At 40.7% G+C, this 20415-nt stretch carries 21 protein-coding genes; 12 read left to right on the plus strand and 9 right to left on the minus strand.

Annotation, left to right across the window (positions count from 1 at the left end; genetic code table 11):
- The first annotated feature begins 163 nt into the window (after nt 1–163).
- From AC27JL_RS07085 to AC27JL_RS07115, 7 genes are all read left to right on the plus strand, one after another.
- Complete coding sequence (locus tag AC27JL_RS07085; RefSeq protein WP_487195224.1) at nt 164–586, plus strand: hypothetical protein; 423 nt, start codon at nt 164–166, stop codon at nt 584–586.
- A gap of 116 nt (nt 587–702) precedes the next feature.
- Nucleotides 703–936 carry a hypothetical protein gene (locus AC27JL_RS07090; RefSeq protein WP_487195225.1) on the plus strand — a complete coding sequence of 78 codons (234 nt, stop codon included), beginning with the start codon at nt 703–705 and terminating at the stop codon, nt 934–936.
- A gap of 136 nt (nt 937–1072) precedes the next feature.
- Complete coding sequence (locus tag AC27JL_RS07095) at nt 1073–1720, plus strand: hypothetical protein (protein WP_487195226.1); 648 nt, start codon at nt 1073–1075, stop codon at nt 1718–1720.
- Nucleotides 1721–1829: 109 nt separating this feature from the next.
- Nucleotides 1830–2237: a hypothetical protein gene (locus AC27JL_RS07100; protein ID WP_010556052.1), complete on the plus strand. Its 408-nt coding sequence runs from the start codon at nt 1830–1832 to the stop codon at nt 2235–2237.
- Between the two features lie 112 nt (nt 2238–2349).
- Nucleotides 2350–2703: a hypothetical protein gene (locus AC27JL_RS07105; protein ID WP_006793547.1), complete on the plus strand. Its 354-nt coding sequence runs from the start codon at nt 2350–2352 to the stop codon at nt 2701–2703.
- Nucleotides 2704–2893: 190 nt separating this feature from the next.
- Entirely contained in the window at nt 2894–3469 is a 576-nt protein-coding gene (locus AC27JL_RS07110; RefSeq protein ID WP_487195227.1) for a DUF7010 family protein, read from the plus strand.
- Between the two features lie 58 nt (nt 3470–3527).
- Complete coding sequence (locus AC27JL_RS07115; RefSeq protein WP_303430737.1) at nt 3528–3914, plus strand: hypothetical protein; 387 nt, start codon at nt 3528–3530, stop codon at nt 3912–3914.
- A gap of 342 nt (nt 3915–4256) precedes the next feature.
- Here the strand turns inward: AC27JL_RS07115 and AC27JL_RS07120 are convergent, their stop codons facing one another.
- The 6 genes from AC27JL_RS07120 to AC27JL_RS07145 all read right to left on the minus strand — a co-directional run bounded on the left by AC27JL_RS07120 (nt 4257) and on the right by AC27JL_RS07145 (nt 11561).
- A complete protein-coding gene (locus AC27JL_RS07120) occupies nt 4257–5348 on the minus strand; it encodes an OprO/OprP family phosphate-selective porin (RefSeq protein WP_487195228.1) in 1092 nt (363 codons plus the stop codon).
- Between the two features lies 1 nt (nt 5349).
- Nucleotides 5350–5937, minus strand: coding sequence for a DUF4956 domain-containing protein (locus tag AC27JL_RS07125; protein ID WP_008126572.1), 588 nt, complete (start codon nt 5935–5937; stop codon nt 5350–5352).
- A 1-nt stretch (nt 5938) separates the two neighbouring features.
- Nucleotides 5939–6853: a polyphosphate polymerase domain-containing protein gene (locus AC27JL_RS07130; RefSeq protein WP_487195229.1), complete on the minus strand. Its 915-nt coding sequence runs from the start codon at nt 6851–6853 to the stop codon at nt 5939–5941.
- Nucleotides 6854–6930: 77 nt separating this feature from the next.
- Nucleotides 6931–9489 carry a CotH kinase family protein gene (locus AC27JL_RS07135; protein WP_487195230.1) on the minus strand — a complete coding sequence of 853 codons (2559 nt, stop codon included), beginning with the start codon at nt 9487–9489 and terminating at the stop codon, nt 6931–6933.
- Nucleotides 9490–9712: 223 nt separating this feature from the next.
- Nucleotides 9713–10840, minus strand: a complete 1128-nt coding sequence (locus AC27JL_RS07140; RefSeq protein WP_487195232.1) for a zinc-binding dehydrogenase — start codon at nt 10838–10840, stop codon at nt 9713–9715.
- Between the two features lie 43 nt (nt 10841–10883).
- The gene (locus AC27JL_RS07145) at nt 10884–11561 is read right to left on the minus strand and encodes a glutathione S-transferase family protein (RefSeq protein ID WP_487195233.1); all 678 of its coding nucleotides are present in this window, start codon (nt 11559–11561) and stop codon (nt 10884–10886) included.
- Between the two features lie 165 nt (nt 11562–11726).
- Between AC27JL_RS07145 and AC27JL_RS07150 the strand changes: the two genes are divergently transcribed.
- Both AC27JL_RS07150 and AC27JL_RS07155 read left to right on the plus strand, forming a co-directional pair.
- Nucleotides 11727–12644, plus strand: coding sequence for a LysR family transcriptional regulator (locus tag AC27JL_RS07150; protein WP_487195234.1), 918 nt, complete (start codon nt 11727–11729; stop codon nt 12642–12644).
- A gap of 125 nt (nt 12645–12769) precedes the next feature.
- Nucleotides 12770–13231 (plus strand): TlpA family protein disulfide reductase, encoded by a 462-nt coding sequence (locus AC27JL_RS07155; RefSeq protein WP_487195236.1) that lies wholly within the window; start codon nt 12770–12772, stop codon nt 13229–13231.
- 449 nt (nt 13232–13680) lie between these two features.
- Here the strand turns inward: AC27JL_RS07155 and AC27JL_RS07160 are convergent, their stop codons facing one another.
- Nucleotides 13681–14559: a LysR family transcriptional regulator gene (locus tag AC27JL_RS07160; RefSeq protein ID WP_487195237.1), complete on the minus strand. Its 879-nt coding sequence runs from the start codon at nt 14557–14559 to the stop codon at nt 13681–13683.
- A 152-nt stretch (nt 14560–14711) separates the two neighbouring features.
- On the opposite strand from AC27JL_RS07160, the gene AC27JL_RS07165 reads away from it, so the two are divergent.
- Nucleotides 14712–15788 carry a YeiH family protein gene (locus AC27JL_RS07165; protein WP_487195238.1) on the plus strand — a complete coding sequence of 359 codons (1077 nt, stop codon included), beginning with the start codon at nt 14712–14714 and terminating at the stop codon, nt 15786–15788.
- Between the two features lie 26 nt (nt 15789–15814).
- On the opposite strand, the gene AC27JL_RS07170 is transcribed toward AC27JL_RS07165, so the two are convergent.
- Together AC27JL_RS07170 and AC27JL_RS07175 are read right to left on the minus strand one after the other, a co-directional pair.
- Nucleotides 15815–17125, minus strand: coding sequence for a DASH family cryptochrome (locus tag AC27JL_RS07170; RefSeq protein ID WP_487195239.1), 1311 nt, complete (start codon nt 17123–17125; stop codon nt 15815–15817).
- Between the two features lie 159 nt (nt 17126–17284).
- The gene (locus AC27JL_RS07175; protein ID WP_487195240.1) at nt 17285–19012 is read right to left on the minus strand and encodes a DUF885 domain-containing protein; all 1728 of its coding nucleotides are present in this window, start codon (nt 19010–19012) and stop codon (nt 17285–17287) included.
- Between the two features lie 228 nt (nt 19013–19240).
- Here AC27JL_RS07175 and AC27JL_RS07180 point away from each other — a divergent pair, with 228 nt between their 5' ends.
- Nucleotides 19241–19828, plus strand: coding sequence for a DUF4202 domain-containing protein (locus tag AC27JL_RS07180; RefSeq protein ID WP_487195241.1), 588 nt, complete (start codon nt 19241–19243; stop codon nt 19826–19828).
- A gap of 27 nt (nt 19829–19855) precedes the next feature.
- Entirely contained in the window at nt 19856–20359 is a 504-nt protein-coding gene (locus AC27JL_RS07185; RefSeq protein ID WP_487195243.1) for a TFIIB-type zinc ribbon-containing protein, read from the plus strand.
- Nucleotides 20360–20415: the final 56 nt, after the last annotated feature.

The following is a 20415-nucleotide window of genomic DNA, read 5'->3' on the forward strand; positions in this document are numbered from 1 at the left end:
AGAAAAGCGAGCACTGAAGGATTTTAATAACGCTGGCAATTAGTTGGCAAGTTTGTTACTAATAAACAAACAAGGAAAACGAGCTTCGCCGTGGTAGAAAAACGCGCGATTCGCTCGCTATAAACATGTTATATGCCTTGGTTAACTTGAGAGGGACCTATCAATGTCGATGACTATGTACGTAATCTTATCTTTTAGTGATGTTCCAAATACGAACTCACTAAACGAATTATCAGAACAGTTAAACACTCCTGTTCAATATTTAGAAAATGTAGATTTAAAAAAGCATACTGGGTTTCTCCCTGTCCAACTGAAAGGCGAAGACTCTGGAGTGGAAACATTTATGTCGCCTTTATCAGAGTTCTCAGATTACTTTCCTGCGTTCGATTCCTCAGCTTTTATAGAGCCAGTAGTGGTAACATTTCGATGGGGCGGTGACATGAATGAAATGGTTGTGGCTTTAAACTCTGCTTATCTTCTCGGATATCAAAAAAACTCCGCTACATTCGAACCGCAAAGTGGTGTGTTTTTATCAAATGAACAAGTAAAAGAAGGTGCAGAGGCCATGTCTGCAAACGGCATATAACAAGGCAAATTAAAAAGTGCGGACAAAAAATAGTTGGCTTTGTTCGTACCTCACAAATTATAGCCAACTATTTTTAGCCGTTTATTTGCGGCGTTATGTGACTGGTTGTTTACCATATGGAAACGGAATTTTTGGAAATACAGTCTTATACTATCGCTAGTGATGTAGGCGACAGAGATGGTATAGGAGTAGAGTATTATTGCCATGGAAAAATGATCATGGAAATTTTCAGAGATGATACGAAAAAAACAAGAGAGGTAACTTTATACGAAAAAGAGTTACCACTTGCTCTTGTTGAGAAAGCGACCAAAATATTTAAACAAGAAATACCCGAAGAGTTCGAAGATTAAATTAGCAAAATCACATAACAAAAAAATTAAGCACGCCCGCTGCGCGGGCAGGGACGCAAACACGCAGGGCGGCTTCGCCATTATGCCCTACGTGCCTGCGCCCCTTATTTAAAAGTTAGCATTCACTGGAGAATTTATGTCATCCTTAATATTTTATTCTGATGCGGAACAGGCTCTTATTGCAACAGATACTCTTGCAGTGAAACCTGAAGGTGATCCGCTATTATTTTGTTCAAAAGCAATCCACCTACCTCATTTGAATACGGTGATCGCTGGAACTGGTCAAGGTGGTTTTGCCACTCGTTGGGCTATGCACGTTAATGACAGAATGGTAATAAATGGAATCAATAATTTAGATTTTCATACCCCTCAAGGTTTGCGTGACCTTTGGAATACTTACTGCGATGAGTTTAATATCACTGATAATGCGACAACTACTGTGTATCAATTTGGGTATTGCCAGGAAACAGACAAAATGATGGCGATAGCTTATCGTTCCACAAACAATTTCGAGTCTGAGCCTAGACCATATGGATTAGCGGCAAAGCCAGAATGCTCATTTCCAGAAGGGGATTATGAAATCCCAGCTGTATTTGTCGATATGATGAATGAGCAAAGAGAGATTCAGGGTAATGTGGCTTTAAATGAGAGAATATATATTGGTGGCAGAATCAATGTGTTGCATATAACCAAAACTGGCTGTTCTTCTTATAAGCTACATGAGTTTTCAGACTACCAACAACATGAAAACCAATTGTTCGCTAATCATGCAAAAGAATGCTAACAAGGCATTTAAACGGAACTAAAACAGTGGGTTACGTTCCGCTTCGCTACACAGTATAACCCACAATTTTAGTCCGCTTAATGCGGCGTTATGTTTTTCAGAGGTTGTTTTGAGTAAAAAAATAGACTATTCAAAATACTCCCTAAAAGAGCTATACGAAGCTTTGGACAGCATTGATAGTGAAAAATTTCCTGAGAACTACAGACAGCTTAAAGATGAGCTTTCTAAACCAGAAAGGTCTAATGATGAAGTTCTCAGCGAGTTAGAAGCTGAAATGGGCAACCAAGAAAGTGATTTCAAATCTTACTTCATAATTGCTGTCGGGGCGTTTTTTGTTCTTTGGGGCTTTTTGGCCGAAGAAAAAGGCATCATTCATAAACATAGAAGCAAAGAAGTATTAGTTACATTGGCAGATAACCCAGATAAATTTTATTTTCACGTTTATTTAGCTGCAGGAATTGGAATATGTTCAGTAATTTTTGGAGTGTATTTGCTAGTCAGAAACAGCAAAACATGACAAGGCGCTTAACTCGTTCCCTGCGGTCACAGGGGCAATAACACTGCGGTGCTGCGCACTTTACCGCAGTATTATTGTCCGTTAGGTTCAAGTTGTATTTACATGGAAGTTTATGCGTAAAATTCTCTTTCTATTAATTTTCGTTTTGTCTGGATGTTCAAACTACAAACTTGCTCCCATCAAATCCAATGACGACTTTTATGTTTTAATGCCTGAAGTAGTCGACTCGATTGTTTATCTCAATGTATGCGAAGCTCAATCTGAGAAATGTGATTTAATCAGAACTGGCGCATCCCATGTTCATTATTGGGGAGTTGATTGGTTTAAAGAGTCAAACATAATTATCCTATATTCTTCGGATATAGGCATTTATGCGTGGGCTGAATCAGATTCTTGGAACAAAGTTGAAGTTACTCAGGAAATGAATAATTACGCTAATAAAATTTACGAAGAATTAAAAAGGTAAATATAACAAGCGCATTAAGAAATGGGACTGCTAACAGCTTGCTCAGTTCCGCTTCGCAACACATTTTAGCAAGTTATTATCAGCCCCTTATGCGGTTGTTGAGGCAGTAGGTTTACTCATTTTTTAAAAAATAGCCAGTTGGAGTTGTTCTACAGTCTCGTTATGTAAAATGAAGGATTGAGGAAATAGTATGACATTGGAAGAACTAAGAGCGGACTTTGAATGGTCTGCTAAACGATCATTATCTATGCCTATAGCGGGAGCTATTTATTGGCTTGTGGTGGCAATAGTATCAACTCAGGTTCCTGTTAGTGCGGGTCTGTTAGTGTTACTTTTTTGTTCAGGGTTAATTTTTCCAATTGCTTTATTGATATCAAAAATAACCAAAGAAGTTGTTTTCTCTTCAAAAAATCCTTTGGCAAAACTTATGGGCGCTTCTGTCTTAATGGTAAATTTGTTATGGGCAGTCCATATACCGTTATTTTTATATGCTCCTGAGTTCCTAACTTTAAGTTTTGGTATTGGTTTAGGTTTGCATTGGGTAGTGTACTCGTGGATTATTCAACACCCTTTAGGGCTAATTCATGCGGGGTTACGCACTGCGTTAATTTTAGTTATGTGGTTTTCATTCCCAGAATCACGTATTTTGGCAGTAGGCGTTTCTATTGTTTTTGTATACTGTTTAAGTATTTGGCAAATGATAAGCAGACCATTACCACATAACAATTTAAGCCAGAAGGGCGGCGCAAGCGACGCCTCATCTTAAGGCATTATGTTTAATCGCAGGGTCGGTTTACACTCTGAATACTGTCAAGGAGAGACAAATGAATATTATTCCATTATTTGGCGGGGTTATTTTTAGCGCGCTAGGCATTTATGTATGCTACGACTACCGACGCTTCAATAAGAACGCACTTAAGATTAAAGGCAGAGTTCTTCGTTATGAGGAATACATTGCTAAAGATACTGATAACATTAAGAGGAAAGTGTATAGGCCATTCTTTGAGTTTACAGTTAATGGCTCTACCTATGTTGTTAAATCTAAAACTTCATTTCATTCTAAAATCATTCCCGTAGGTCATTATGCAGATGTTTTATACCACAAAGGTGATGAAGAAAATGCTCGTCTAGCTGAAGGTAATGGTGCGGGGTTAGGTATTTTATTTATAGCCCTCTCTTTACCAGCATATTATTTTGGGTTGTTTCATTAATACATATGTTGTTACTTTGAAAACAATAAATATAACAAGAACATGAAACGATAAGTGCTCCTCACCCGTTTTAGTGTACACCTCCTCATTACTTTGCAGCCAAAGGGGGCAAGCTTTACTTCATCCATTAGCCCCACAGTTGCCCGCTCAGAGAGAGCTTGGCTTGGAAATGAGCTCAAGTTTTTAAGTTAGTGGGATGAGTTCCAGTTTGATTAGTAACCTTCTGGCAGTTTATTTATTATATTGATCATAACAGCTTAATTAAAAAGCCCTGTGCTAAACGTTACGTTTAACACAGGACTTTGTAGTTTTAGATTAACCGGCTTAAAACTACAAAGCGCATTAAAACGAATACTGCAGCCTTAATGAGATTGCATTGCCCGATGTGATAGTACCGCCTGCTTCAAAGTAATCGGCTTTAATGTAGTCGGCCATAAACTTTATATTCTTGTTTAAGGTGTAGTTAACGCCAAGGGCGTAGGTTTTAGCGTCTTGGTTTTCTTGCTTGAGTTTAAGTAGGCTGTAGCGGCCAGTGAGCTCCCAGCCTGGCTCTGAGCTTGCGCCTAGTTTTGCGTTTTTATATTTACGGTATCCGCCCGATAGCTGATAACCAAATTGCAGATAGCCGCCTTCGTAATCGATAGTTGACTTTTCAATACTGGTTACTTGTGCTTGTTGCCACTCGGCCATCATGGTAAATCTATCTTTAAGCCATAGTAGCTCTACGCCTTGTTGTGAAAGGCTATCTGCATTAATTTTATCGCCTTCTATTAATGAGTCGGCGGTATAAACTTCAAGAGGTTCATTCACTCTAAATTCGTTACCGTCGTACTGCCTCTCACTAAAGGCGATGCCTAGGTGTAAAAGGTTGGTGTTTTGCTGCCATGGCACCCAGGCTACGCGCCCTGTAATAGCAGACGTTGCTTCGTCTTCATCGGGCTCGTAATAACCTAGCTGCCAATTTACTGAGGCTATGTCCCCGGAAAGGCTAATACCTAAGCTGCGTCCTGGTGAAAACGTTTCGCTTATCATGCTGCGCTCAAGCATTAGCAATTTACGCGAGCTAGTTAGTTTTTCTAGGCCAAAACCTTCTTTTTGTTTGCCTATGGTTAAATCGGCATATTTCCAGCCAGAGTATTCTAGGTAGGCGTCTTTTATTTCGGTTTCGCCATCGGCAAAGCCAAGCTGAAATTTACTTTTCCAGTCTTTGCTGATGTCTGATTTAAAACTTAGGCGAGCGCGGCGTATTTCAGAGGTACTTTCTGAATCGCTGCTGTCGTATTGCCCCTCTAATAATGAGGTATCAAACTTGTTGTAGTCGAGCATGATATAGCCGCTTAGGTCTATATCGTCGTTAATTTTGGCAAAGCTTGCGTTACTAACAAAGCAAAGTGCTGAAAGTGCCGCATAAGTCATCGTTTGTTTAGAGATCATGTTAGGCTGCCTTTATTTGTTTTTCGGCTAGGTAACTTACTTTTAGTTGCGCTACGTCTCTTAAAAAGTCGATGTGTTCTATATCTACGGCAACTACATTTAGGCCTGTGCGCTGTTTTAAATCATCAATTAGTGTGGCTTGGTTTTGCGGGGTTATGTTTTCTATGCGCTCGTAGCAAACGCTTTGTACTTCGTAGCGTTTTACAAATACGCTTGAGTCAATCAAAAAGGCAATTAAGCAAATAATGCCATTAAGAATACTTAGCTCAATTAAGCTCATTTGCCCTACAGAGGTCAGTAAAGCAATGGCAGTAACAAGGAATAAGTAGGTCATTTCTTTAATCGAAATAGACTCAGTGCGGTACCTTAGCATGGTAAATACTGCAAATAGGCCAAATGCAAATTCCATTGACATATCAACCCCGTGCAGCAAAAAGGTAATAATAAAAACGCCTACGCCAAATAAAATAAACGAGCCTGCCACCACTGCATTTTTACTGATGCGAAAATAACAGCCATAGCAAAGTACAGCCAGCGATAGGATGTTTACTAAAAAGCGGGAAAGAAAAATAAGATCTAATTTTGTCATTTTAATTATTCTCTAATGGTAATAGTGGGTTAGTGCGGTTAAGGTGTTTTAAACGGGCTAAAACAGGTTTAAAGCGGTTTACTTTTAAGCGCTCGGGGTAGAGCAAAGCACAGCCAATGCAGTATTTACTAAACGAGGCTGGGAATATGTGGTGTTTGCTCATAAGTTTATAAAATGGCGAGCGTTTTGTTTTTTTACGTTGCTTAAGTTCGGCAATAAAAAAGCCTGGTAAGGTTATTTTGTTATCCCCTTTTGGGGTGTTGTACCACAGGTTAAAATCAAGCGTTAAGCGCTCGGCTTTTTCTTCGTTGGCTAGCGCTATACGGTTATAGCCGCTTTGCTGGGTTACGTTTAAATGTGCAAAGCTGTTTTTCATTTGCTCTTTCATAAACGCAGTACAATGGGCTTGCTCGTTGTTTTTTTCGAGCTTTATACGTGTTTTAACAGTGCGGCTTTGGTTGTTTTTTAGTTTTACTTCTAGGTATTCGGTGGCGGTATCAACGTAGCGCCTTTGGCGCACTTTGTAGCGATTTAGCTTACCGTTATGGTGGGCTTTATATAAATCGAGAGCAGGCGTATCAAAATACTGATTATAATAAGAAAATAAACGCTTACCTTGTATATCAAGTACGCGGTACTGCCCTTGTAAGTGAGTTAGTAACTCAGGTAAAAAAGACAGTGGCAGCATAAACTTACTGTCTACACGGTTCATTAAATTAGCATTATTAAGATCGTTTAATCCGTAGCCTTCAAATGGGGTGAGTAACTCGTTAATTAATGTTGATAATGAGCCATCAGCATTTGGCTTTTCGGGCTGAGCCTGCTTATTTTTAGTGTTTATTACAGTAATTGCTACTGGTGAGATTGAAGTATCCTTTTCAAAAAGTTCATCCTTAAAACGTGCTTGAATTGTCATAATTTTCTCAGATTATTAAATTGCAAAGTAATAGAGTGCAGTGCCAGCGTGCTGGCACCGCGCAAAGGATGGGTTGTTTATCTAGCGCAAAAGCCGCTGCCATCGCCCGCTGAGGGCAATGTGCCATCGAGCTGCGCGGCCATATTTGCTACGCGGTACTGCATAAAAGACGTTAAGCCGTAAAACTGCCCCGTTGTAGAGGTTAGGTTTTGCTCAAAGTAGGTTGAGCCATAAAAGCTAGTTGGGTCGTTTTGTACGTGCTCACGAATTAGGTCGGCTATTTCATTTACGCGTGCGTTAAATGTGTTGCTTGAAAGTGAGCCATTAATAAGCTGTGTTAAGTAACTGTGGTACGTATCGAGGTTGCTTTGCTCGGCAAAGACATTAGCAATTAATGGGCGCTCGCTTAATGCGCCGCTTACAGGCTCATCAATGTAGAGCTCTCTTACATCTACGCCATTACAATCCATGTTAAATGTGCCAAATGACTCGTTAAAATCCCATGGCAAAATGCTAAATACGCCATCGTCATCGTAAATATAATAGTTATGCGCAAGCGGACCGTGGTAGCTATCTAAATTGGACAGTGAAGTACTAACCGACATATAACGTAGCAGAGTGTCTATATCTATGGCGCTGGTTTCGCCTTTATCGAGCGATTCTACAAAGTTAATAAAGGCGCCGTTATCGGTGGTGTCTTTGTTGGTTTGCAGGTTTATATCGGTGTAGCTTTGTATGTCGTCACCTAGCCAGAGTAAATCGCTGCCTGTGCCATCTGGCTTGTATAAATCGCCATTACTGTTGGTAAAGTGTTTTTCAACAAATTCGCCATCCACGGCTTCTACCATTAAATACAAACCAAATAGTTCGCCGTTTACATAAAAGTTAACGTAAGCATGCTCAGGCGTTGGTACACCCATTTCATCCATTAGCTCGTAGGCGATTACTTCACGCATGTACGACGGGTCGTTAAACGAGTTTTGTAGTGTGAATTTTTTTAGCCCAAAAAACTTTTGCCCCGACACATATTCGTTAATATCAACCTTAAAGCTGTAACGGTCGCTGCTAGAGTTGGCAACATTTCTTAAACTTGAGCCACCTTTAGTGCGAATAGCCACGCTATCGAGTGTAACCCCATTAAAGGTAATAGCGGTTTCGTGATATTCCTCATCAAGTGGGTTATCTAGAATGTCTTGCCAGTTTTCGTCGGTAATTGTAATAGAAAGCGTATGAACCGCTGTAGGTGTAAAGGCGGTTGCCACTGTATTTTCACTACTTGGGGTAGGTGTTAAAAACGCATGAGTAAAGCCAGTACTGCTACTTAGGCCGTAACTAAAGCCTGTGGCTACATCGCTTTCGTCCCAGTCAATGTAGTCAATTACTTCATCGTTGAGTATTAAGCTTAGCTCGTCTTCTTTGCCTAGTTTAAACGGGACGTAGTAAGTGCCTGGGTCTTCATCGGTGGCATAAATAGTTATGTATTGGCCTGCGTATAAATCTATGTCGGGCAGGGTGATGGGGTCTATGTCGTCGCTTTCATCAATAACTTTGTAGTTGGCTAAGTTAATTGTATTTGCGCTGTTGTTGTATAGCTCAAACCAGTCGTTGCCATCGTCTGCGGCGCTTGCCACTATTTCGTTAATAACGAGTGGCCCGTGGGTTGCTTGGCTGTTTGAGCTAAGTTCTGTTGGAGTGAGTACCGCAGTTGCATCGCTGCCATCAGGGTAGCGACCATAGCTGTAACCACTCAGCGCTTGGCCTTTATTCCATGATAACTGCTCTATAATTACATTGTTACTGTAAAGGCTTACGGTATCGCTTGCGCCTAATTTAAACGCAACGCTTGGCAGAACGCCTAAATCATCGGTGCTTGCGTAAATACGATAAAACTCACCCGGCGATAACGTGATATCGGGTAGAGCAAATTGTTCGTTATTGTCATCACTTAGGGTGTAGTCTGCTAAATACACATCGCTACTGCTTGTTACATAAAGCTCTATCCAGTCCTCGCCGCCGCCGCTATCTTTTGCTACTACTTCGTTTATACGAAGTGGGGCATCTTCAGCAATTAGCGTTGTAACAAGTGTAGAGGTATCGGCTGTTTGGTTAGCTGCGCCTTCTGTTGGCGTTAATGTTTGCGCGGTGCCGGTGCCGTCGGTGTATAAGCCGTAGCTAAAACCTTCAGGGGCTTCGCCTTCTTCCCAATCAAGTACAGAGACCGCAGTGCCGTCCTCGTATAACGTAACAGCATCGTCGCTCCCTAGTTTAAAGGTAACGTAATAACCGTTATCGGGCGGGGTGTCGGTTTCATCAATGGCTTGAATAACAATAAACTCACCTTGCGAAAGCGCTGCTGCGGGTAAAGATTGAGGCTCTCTGTCGGTGTTATCATCAACAAGTGAAAATACCGATAAGTCGGCTATATCTTCAGTGGCGTATAGCTCAATCCAATCGTAGGTTGTATCGCTTGGGCTTGCGACAATTTCGTTAATAACTAAACCAGTTGACGTGATTGTTGATGATGAGTCAGTACTTTGCTCTGTGCTGCTATCGGTTGTTTGCTCAGTACCGCCACAGCCATACAAAAATGTAATGGAGGTAATTAATGAATAAAATAGTAGGGGTTTTATGGTCATTGATGCGATCTTTTTTATTTTAATAACGTGGTAAAACAATAAAAAAAGAAGGTGCAAACAATGTGTAAACATTCAGTAAATTACATTTTTATGATGGTTTTGTGACGAGCTTTAAGGACGCGTTAACTGCAAGGCTCACAATAATAGGGTGCGTGTATTTAAACGTAAAAAAAGCAGATACTTAATTAGCATCTGCTTTTTAATTTTAACGAAGAATATATAATTAAGCTTGAGGTTTAATTAAGTACTTCTCACCGGTAGCTTGTTTAGAGTAAGCGGCAATTGATTGTAAATGTAATACCTCAGCTAATGACACTTCGTGCGTGTAGTTGCTCGCAAATGTAGTAGTGATTTCATTAGCAACGCGTTTGCGCATTTTCATTACTGTATCTGTGCCTAATTTACCTAAAGCATTAAATAACAAGAACCCGTTTACAGCCCAAGCAAAGCCAAAGTTACGATTAAGTGTAATAGGCCCGCGATCTAACGCACCATAAATATATGCTTGTTTAAACGTGTCTGAGCCATATAGGCTGTGCTCTTTCATATCGCGCGCAGCTGCCGCTTCCATACAGTTCAGTATGTCACTTGTTAATTGGCCGCCACCAATTGGGTCAAATGCGATAGTCGCACCGGTTTCAATTATTGCAGCTGTTAGGTCAGCAAGAAAAGTGTCGCTGCTTGAGTTAACAATATATTTTGCACCCATATCGCGCAGTAATTTTTCTTGTTCTGTTTTGCGTACAATATTAATTAAATCAACGCCATCGGCAATACAAATACGGTTTAGCATTTGGCCAAGGTTAGAAGCCGCAGCTGCATGAATAATTGCTTTATGGCCCTCGGCGCGCATGGTTTCTACCATGGCTAGTGCAGTAAGTGGGTTTACAAAAGATGATGCCCCCTCTTTAGCGGTAGTGCCTTCTTTTAGTTCTAAACAGCTTTGTACCTTGGTGCATAAATACTGACGATAAGTACCACCACCAATAACAGCCACTGTTTTACCCATTAATGCTTGTGCCGCAGGCGACGTACCCGTTGCGACTACAGTGCCTGCACCTTCATTACCAACAGGAATGGCTTTACCTACGCGTTTTTCAAGCGACGGCATAAATTGCGCGGGTACGTTGGCTGTTATAACAGGGTTTTGATCAGTACCGGTTTGTTTTGCTGCGCCCATATCGGCTGCGCTAAATAGCACACCTAAATCAGACGGGTTTAGCGGTGCGGCTTCTATACGTACAACTACTTCGTCGGCCTGTGGTGTTGGCATATCAATATTTTTTAAAGCAAGCGTTAGGGTGTTGTCGTTGTTAATTGTTGAAGTAAGTTGTGTATTTGTATCTGTCATAATACTGTTCCTATAAATTGAGAATGGGTAGCGTATAGCGTAATTACTTGCTTTGAGCTGCCTGTATTTGTGCTGTTACCTTTTGCATAAACTCAGGCATATTTGCTTGGCGATCTGCCTCTATTTGCTGTGCAATAGTCGACTGGCTCATTTTTGCTTGCCATTCTTTCATACCAGGGATTTCGGCCAGTACATCCCAATTAAGCTCTTTTGGAGCAAACTCGTTCACAACGGAATTTACGTAGTAAACGTAAATATCTGCCATGGTGAATTGTTCGCCAGCTATCCACGGCGAAAAATGCGTTAATTCGCAAAACGCATTTACGCCACGCTCTAATAGTTGGCGTACTTCGTTTTTAATTTGCTCTGGAGTAGGTGAGCCTGAAAATACATATGGGATTAAGCGCCTGCTTGGTAATTCAAAGTAAAGCTCACTTATTTTCATTATTTGGCGAACAAAAGCGCGCTCGGTTGAATCTTCAGAGTATAGCGCCTTGCTTGGGTAGGTTTCCTCAAGGTAGTCGCAAATAACACTCGACTCTGCAATATTTAGCCCATCTGTTGTAGTAATGGCGGGCACTTTACCCATTGGGTTAATTGCTAAAAATGGCTCATCGTTGTTGTATATAAGGTGCTCATTAAATGGCAGTGCTTTGTGTAAAAGTACGTGCTTTATTAAGTTGTAATAGTTGCTTGACGCAAAGCCGTGCAAAGTAATCATAATTTAGTCCATGTTATTTGCTTTATTGTTGTGCCATAAGGCATTACTAAAGTGTGTAATACGTTAAATTTATTATTACTTGTTTTAATTGATGCATATATAGCAGAAAATGCGAATCAGCTTTGTCTTTTAGGCAATAATTGGTGTGTATGATGGAGGTGCAATGTGGATCAGCTTAAAGCTATACGGTATTTTATTAAGGTGGTTGATACAGGTAGCTTTACCAAAGCCGCAAAAGAGTTTGGTGTACCGCCCTCGTCGTTATCGCGCCGAGTGGCTGATTTAGAAAAAAGCTTAGGTGCCACGCTTTTAAAGCGCTCTACCCGTATTGTTAAACTCACAGAGGTTGGACGCATTTATTACAACGATGTGCAGCAAATATTGGGGCAGCTAGCAAAAAGCCACGAAACGGTTAAAAGCTACCAAACAACGCCTATGGGTCGGTTATCTATAAGTTGCATGGTTGGGTTTGGCGACAAAATTTTAATGCCATTGCTTGATGAATTTAGTGCTTTGTATCCACAAATTATATTAGATGTAAGCTTAAGTGATGAACTTTCAACCCTGGGGCGGGACGATGTTGATATAGCTATTCGCGGGGGATATGCACCTAACGAGCGTGTATTAGCAATTAAGCTAATGGATAATGAGTTTATACCTGTTGCGTCGCCAAGTTATTTAAAAGAGTACGGGGAGCCTACTCATGTTTTAGAATTAAAAGAACATGTTGGGCTTTATTATAAAACGCCATCGGGCCCTACGCCGTGGTTGTGTAAAATAAACGAGCAGTGGCACGACGTATCTGCACCTGCTATCGCTATTTCAAATAATGGGCCTTGGCTTGCTAAAAAAGCGTGTAATGGTGAGGGTATTTTAATGTCGACCCGGTGGGCGCTTGAATCGTATTTGGGGTCGGGTGAGTTAAAAGAGCTTAAATTTGAGCATACGTTAGCTATCACCCAAAATGCAAAAATGGCGGTTTATTTACTGTATCAAAAACAACGCTATTTAGTGCCTAAAGTTAAAGCTGCTGTGGATTTTTTAGTACAAAAATTACAAGTTATTAATAATGAAGGGGGATAATAGGGAGTATAGAAGTAGCAACCGTATCACCGCATTTATATTTAAAGTTGCATTTAAAATCACTCTTATTCACTCCGCACTCAACATTGGGTATAGTTAAACAAATTTTTTTATAAAGTATCCTTATGTTTAAAAAATTAATTTTATTATGCGCCTTAAGCCTACCATTGGCAGCGTGTGCTGACGATGTTGCGCCATTTTCAGGTGAGATAAGCGCGCAGGCTTTACTAAACGATTACGATAAGTTTAGCGAGCAATACAAAGCATTCACGCCAACAGCACAAGACATTGCGTTAATGCAAAAGCTTAAAGGTAAAAAGCTAGTTGTTTTATTTGGTACTTGGTGTCACGACAGCCACCGCGAAGTACCTAAACTCATTAAACTTCTTGAACAGTCAAAAGTTGAACTGGCAAGTGTTAACTATGTGGCTGTGGGTTTCACCAAGCGAGACGATGCAGGTGTTGCTGAGGCACATGATTTAAAATACACCCCTACATTTATTGTTAAACAAAATGGTAAAGAGTTGGTGCGTGTGATTGAAAAACCCACGGGGTCATTGGCAGAAGATTTAACACAGGGTCTGTAAGTGTTATGTGAGCATTAACCAACAATTTTATTTATAATTAAAACGGATATTTATGAAGTGTAAAAAGTGTAAAGCAGGGATTACCTCACCAGTAGTTAAAACGACAAATCTTAACGGGACTCCAATCGCGTCATCATCTTGCCCTGTGTGCGGTGAAAATTTAGATGGTTCAAAAAAATATTGGGTTTTATTAATTATTTTAATTATTGGTATTGGTTTAGCATCAAAGTATTTGTCTTAACCTTAGTTATATTATCCACACATGTGAATGAATAATACTGTGGTATTGATTATTAGTCTTTTACTTAAAGTTATGTGGCTTATGACATTGATGTGATCTGAAAAAACTCAATTGTGGTTTATGAAAAATGCCAACAAATTGTATTTAGCTAAAGTTTTTTCGCTTATAGGTGACTTACAATTTAGCCATAGTTTTACACGAATAACTTCTATTCACTAAACAGGTTTTTTTCGAATGCTTGCGCAGCATGCGAGGACGGTCTGTCTTTATAATGCAGTTGATAAAGCGGTCTTGATAGTTGCTTGTTATTTTTTTGGCTCAGGCGTGTTAATTTACCTAGCTGCACTAAATCCTCAGTAACTACATTTGGCAATAAAGCGACTCCCATACCTTGCGCAACGGCCCTTGCAATGGCTTCGTTGCTGCCTAATTGCATACTGCGCTCAGCTTGCACGCCATGCTCTGCTAATAACTTTACAGACATTTCTAACGTGCCCGAGCCTGGCTCGCGTAATAACCAAAACTGCTCGTTTAACCATGCTTTTAAGTCTTTAGCGGGCTTAAAGTTACTCGGTATAACCACACTCATTAAATCGTTTTGCCAGTGCTTACTTATTATATGCGGCTCGGTAGGTGTGCCTTCAACCAGTGCTAAATCGATGGTGCATTCAAGTAATGCGTGCTCAATTTGCGCGGTATTAGCTACTTGTACTTCTACTTTTATGTGTGGGTACTGCGCACAAAATTTGGCTAAGTAGGGCGGTAGCCAATAGCTGGCAATAGTGGTGCTGGTACCTATAACGAGCGTGCCACGTTTGAGCCCTGTACGCGATTTTATATCGTCTACGGCGGCTTTTTCGATAGCAAAAATACTGCGGGCGTGATCATACAAGGCTTGGCCGCCTTCGCTTAAGGTGAGTTTTTTACCTTTAGATGCACGTTCAATAAGTTGCATATTTAATTGGTGCTCTAGCTCTTTTAGCGCTTTAGAAACAGCAGGCTGGCTTATAAAAAGTGCTTGGGCTGCGCCTGAAAAGCTACCCAATTTAGCCACTGTATAAAACACCCTAAGTGCATGTAAATTCATTGAACAACCTTAAATTGTATAACTTTAAATTGTATAACTTTAAATTGTATAACCTTAAGTTATCAAATCATGATTTTAATATATTGGAGTTATATTTTGAGCTTTCTTACAATTAAGTCAATACATCAACATGGTTTAAGTGAGGGAATATTATGCTTAGCGCTATTAAAAATAGTTTTCAGCCTCTAGGTATTAATACTAAGCAATACGGCGATACGCGCTGGTGGTTAGGTATGCTGCTGGTGGTTGTGTTAGCGGGGGCATCTGTTGCATTAAGTAAGTTACCTATAATGCAAAGTGCGCAATTTAGCTCGTTAACAATTGGTATTGTGCTTGGCATTATTGTGGGCAACAGCGTTTTTGCGCACATTGCTACGCGTACAGATGTAGGCGTTGATTACGCTAAAAGTATATTACTTAAAGCGGGCGTTATTTTATTTGGGTTTAGAATTACTTTTGCGCAAGTAGCGGGTGTAGGCTGGCATGGCCTATTAACCGATGTGGTAATGCTGTTAGGTACGTTTATATTAGCAGTACAGCTAGGTAAGCGCGTTTTTAAGCTTGATGAACAAACAACCATACTAATAGGTGCGGGTAGCTCTATTTGTGGCGCTGCAGCGGTAATGGCAACAGAGCCGGTTATAAAAGCTCAGGCACATAAAGTATCGGTAGCGGTGGCAACGGTTGTGGTGTTTGGCACGTTAAGTATGTTTGCCTACCCTATTATGTTTGAGTACATGGGGCTGAGTGAGCACGCATATGGTATTTTTGTTGGTTCAACCATTCATGAAGTCGCACAAGTGGTAGCAGCAGGGACTGCGGTAAGTGCCAATGCGGCCGACACCGCCGTGATAGAAAAAATGCTACGTGTAATGATGCTTGCGCCATTTTTAGTAGGCTTATCATTTTGGCAAAGTAAAAAGCATGCAAACATAAACGGACAGGGCGGCGAGCAAAACTCGGGTATTACAATCCCTTGGTTTGCGGTTTTGTTTATAGTGGCAAGCGGGATACATTCGTTATCGGTTATTCCCCAAGGTGCTACAAACGCCATTATATGGTTTGACAATATACTACTTACCATTGCCATGGTCGCACTTGGGCTGCGTACACATGTTGGCGCTATTCGCCAAGCCGGTATAAAACCGCTGTTATTAGCTGGCTGTTTATTTTTGTTTTTAACCTTAGGTGGCTTTTCCATTAATGTAGGCATTGCTCAGCTGTTTTAAATATAACTAGGTGGAGGTAGATTGGCTTAAATAGGCCAATCTACTTCGTTTAGATGATCTAGCTGTGCATCTGGGCTTTGATTGCCTCCCCATTTTTTTGTGTAAATGGATTTAGGGTCAAACTGCTGTGTTTGCTTTTCAATATTGAAGTGCCGCCCGCCACGTGGGTCAACGCCTACTCCCGCTATGTACTGCCAGTTGCCCCAATTGGCTGCTACGTCATGATCAATTAGCTGCTGCTCAAAATAAGCTGCGCCGTAACGCCAATCGAGTGCCAGCTCGTTTACTAAACAGCTTGCCACAATTTGCCTTGAGCGGTTTGTTATAAAACCGGTGGCATTGAGCTCTTTCATGATGGCATTAACCAAGGGGTAAGGCGTTGTGCCTTGGCACCAAGCAGCAAAACGGTTTGGCATAAACGTAGTAAGTGGCTTAGTTTGCTTTTGCCCCTTAAAACTAAACAAGCTGCTTTGTACATTTAGCGCGTGCCATTTAAAGTATTCGCGCCACAGTAGTTCAAACTTAATCCAATAGGTTGAATCGTTAGCGGTATATGTTTGTTCGTATTGCTCAACCGCATTGTATATTTGTTTTGCGCTAATACACCCAAAAGCAAGCCATGGGCTAAATTTAGTGGTGTTGTCAAAGCCGTCAAGCGCGTTGCGAGTTATTTTGTACGTGCTAGGTAATTCGCCTGCAAAGTATTGTTCACAGTGTTTTTGTGCGCTTGTTAAGCCGCCATGCATTGAGTTGTTAACTGCTTTTGGTAACTCAATTGGGTTTTTAGCGCACAGCGTAATAGGTTTAGGCAATAGCTCGGTTGTAATGTGCGACAGTGTGATTGGTATGTTGGCAGCTTCAACCTTCTTTTTAAATGGGGTAAAGCTTTTGGGTAAATCTGTTAAGTTAAATGGCAGGTCGTTTTGCTGATACAAGGTATCCTGCAGGGTACCGGTAAACTGGGTTTCAGGACAATGAGCTTTTAATAAATTAATTTCGCGTTGTTCGTACACACCAAATTGCTCACTGTAAACCACTTCATCAATGTATTGCTCTTTAATACGTTGCTTTAAAACACTAACGGGTTCGCCTTCTAGCACGTGCAGAGTTTGGCCACGCGCAATTAATGCTTGCTGTAACTCATAAAGGCTTTGCATTAAAAAGGTGTACTTGTTTTCACCATACTGCTTTTGCTGATAATTCGTGTTTTTAAACCAGTTGGGGTTAATTACAAACACCACGTCTAGTGCGCATTGCTGTAGTGCGAGTTTGCTAAAAATTGGGTTGTCGTTTAGGCGTAAATCGTTTTGTAGCCAATATAAAATGCGTTTGCTCATACTTTTGCTCTGGTTTTGTCGATGTTGTATTTACGAAACAAAGGTAGCTGAGGATTAGTTAATCGTGTTTTTAATCGAGTAAATTTATAAATACGTGCAAGGTTGCAATTTGAGAAGAGGCGATAGAGTAATCGCCTCATATTTTATTGAAGTACGGTTTTACTTTGTCACTTTTTGTTTTGCTATCCAATCGTTTATAACATCTTCAAGTACAGCCATAGGGAGTGAACCTTGGCCAATAACGGTATCGTGAAAGCTGCGTATATCAAATTGTGGGCCAAGCTCTTTTTCGGCTTTTGCGCGCAGTTCGCGTATTTTTATTTCGCCCATTTTGTAAGAGAGCGCTTGGCCTGGCCATGAAATATAACGGTCTATTTGATCTTCCACGGCGCTTTGTGGCAACGCTGTGTGGCTTGCTAGGTAGTCAATTGCTTTTTGGCGGCTCCAGCCAAACGCATGAATACCGGTATCAACCACTAAGCGCACTGCACGCCACATTTCGTAACCTAAACGGCCAAAATCGCTGTAAGGGCTTTGATAAAAGCCCGCTTCTTTACCTAAGCGCTCTGTATACAGCGCCCAACCTTCGCCAAATGCAGAGTGGCTGAGTGTGCGTCTAAATTCAGGTACATTTAACTCCATAGCAATGGCGTTTTGTAGGTGGTGCCCTGGTATGGCTTCGTGCAGGCTGAGTGCTTCTAAATTATATAAAGGCTGCAGTTTAGGTGTTGAGGCTAAAAAATAAGTACCTGGCGAGCGGTTATCTGGCGGTGGCATATAAAACGCGCCACGACTTGCTGAGCCTTTAATAGTAAAGGTGTTACGCGGTAAGTGGCCAAAGTAAGTAGGCAATTTGCCATACATTTTTTGCGTGATAAAAGCGGTTTTTTCAAGTAGGTCTTGCGCGTCTTTTGCGTAAAATTGCTCATCGGTTGCTAAAAATTCTAAAAACTCACTATAGGTGCCATCAAATTCTACTTCATCAATAATGGCTTGCATTTGCGCTTTAATACGCGCGACTTCTTTTAGGCCCAGCTCATGTATTTGTTTAGGCGTCGCGTTAGTTGTGGTGTAGTAATTAACGGTGTATTTGTAATAATCAAGCCCGCCTTTAACGCTTGAAATACCTGGCTCTGTTCTACAGTTAGGCATGTAATCGTTTTCAAAAAAGTCGTAAAAGTGTTGATAAGCCGGAACTACTTTTGAGCTAATTAAGGCTTTTGCTTTGTTTTGGTATATTGCCTTTTGCTCTGCTGTAAACGTATTTGGTATACGTGTAAAGGGCTCGTATAAGGCGCTGTTTTCAGGTTGCTTAACTATATGAGCGCTGATGCTCTGGCTGTAATTTTCAAATGTTTTGCAGTAGTGCGTATACCCCAGTTTAATTCCTTCCTTCATCAAGTTAATGTTTTCTTGATTAAAGCGAGGATAGTCGGCAAGGCTTACTAAAAATGCGTTGTAATCATCGGTTGTTAAAAATGCCATATTAGCTGGTGCTTCTGCAAAGTAAGTGTGCCAGCCACTTAAAAAATTAACCGGAAAATACTTATCTTGATAAAGGTAGCTTTGCTGCTCGGTTTCTCGCTCATATTTAAATAAGCGGTAGTTCATTAGTTGCGAGCTGCTCAGCGTTTTAGAGTCTATTTTACTTAAGCTTTTTAATACATTGTTATTATAAGCTTGGCGCTTTGTAATGGCTTGTTCGGTCCAATTTGGTAATGTACCACTGGGTTTCCAACCATCAGGGTCGGTACGAAAGAATATTTTTTCGGCTTTTGCATTTTGCCAGTGGTTATCAATAATGGTTTTTAAATCTGCATTGCTATCGGCTGCGCTCGGCAGTGATGCTACAGCTAAGCAAATAGCTAAAATTGTTTTTTTAAACATATTATTCTCATTTTTAGCGCGTTAATTTTTATTAGTTTACGCACATGTGCCATTTTTGTTTCTAAGATAATACCAAGTTAACTTAATCAATGCGCTTACTTTTATAACCTGTAACTATTGGTTTTTCTTTTTGATTGAACAAATTTCACTGTGCAAGTGAGTGGCGCACTAGTTTATTGCTTTATCAGCGTTTAGAATGATTAAAACTAATTACAATAAAAGACCGTCATGTTTAATAAAGTAATCGCCCTAATTGATGAAGCCAACAGCCAAGATCCAAACAGTGAGCAACTTAACGAGCAAAGTGTTCCCAAAGAGAGCCTTTATGCTACCCGTATGAGCGACATGCTAACTCGTTTTAAACCCGATGCAGATGAACTCATGCAAATTGCAGTGCGCGGGCAGCATATTCAGCGTTGGAAGTCACCACGTAGTGACTTTGAAATGAACAAGCAGGGTTATCATCAATGGCGTAGCGCACTTTATATTTTTCATGCGTCACTCGTTGTTGAATTAATGAAACAAGCTGGGTTTAGCGATACAGACCAAAACCGTGTTTATAACGCGGTTGCTAAAAAAGATATTAAACGCAATCCAGATAGCCAATTAGTAGAAGATGTAGCGAGTTTGGTGTTTATTGAACACTACATGCTGGGGTTTGCTAATAATAAACCCGATTATAATGAAGAAAAGTGGGTTGGTATTATTCGCCGCACATGGCAAAAAATGTCAGATGAAGCCCATGAGTTTGTACTTACAGGTAATATTACTCTACCGGCGCCGCTTGTTGGGCTTATTCATAAAGCGATTGAGTAAAAAAGCATCAATGAAAAGGAATTTTAAATGTATTGCCCTAGAACTAATACGCCACTTGAACCTTTACTCGTTGGCGGCATTACTGTTTTTACGTCAGCGCAAGGCGGCGTGTTTTTTGATAACAGCCAAATTTTTAAATTTAGCTCGCCTGAGTTAAAGCATGGTCAGGTTTTACTTAAACACTTAAGTAACTATACCGAAAATGAAGGCGATGTTTCAATGCGAGTAAATTGCCCTAAATGCCCAAGTATTGTGATGATGCGCCGGTATTTTTCGCCAGTTAAGGCTGTCGAAATAGACGAGTGCCCAGGTTGCGCTGGCATATGGCTTGATAGCGGCGAGCTTGCAAAAATACACGAAAACCACCTAACCCCCAAAGAACGAAAACTGTTAGTGCACGAAATGTCCATCAATCATGGGTTTATAACTATTAAACCGCCTGCTTCTAGGTTTATGCCAACTAATAAAAATAAAAGTGCACACGAAACCACGGTTGAGAACTTAGTGCGCTTAGCTTTACTTAGCTTGTAACGTTTAATAACGTATTAAAACAAAAACGGCGTACTAAAAAGTACGCCGTTTTTTGT

The sequence above is a fragment of the Pseudoalteromonas sp. 4NS20-0020 genome, from assembly GCF_057554385.1.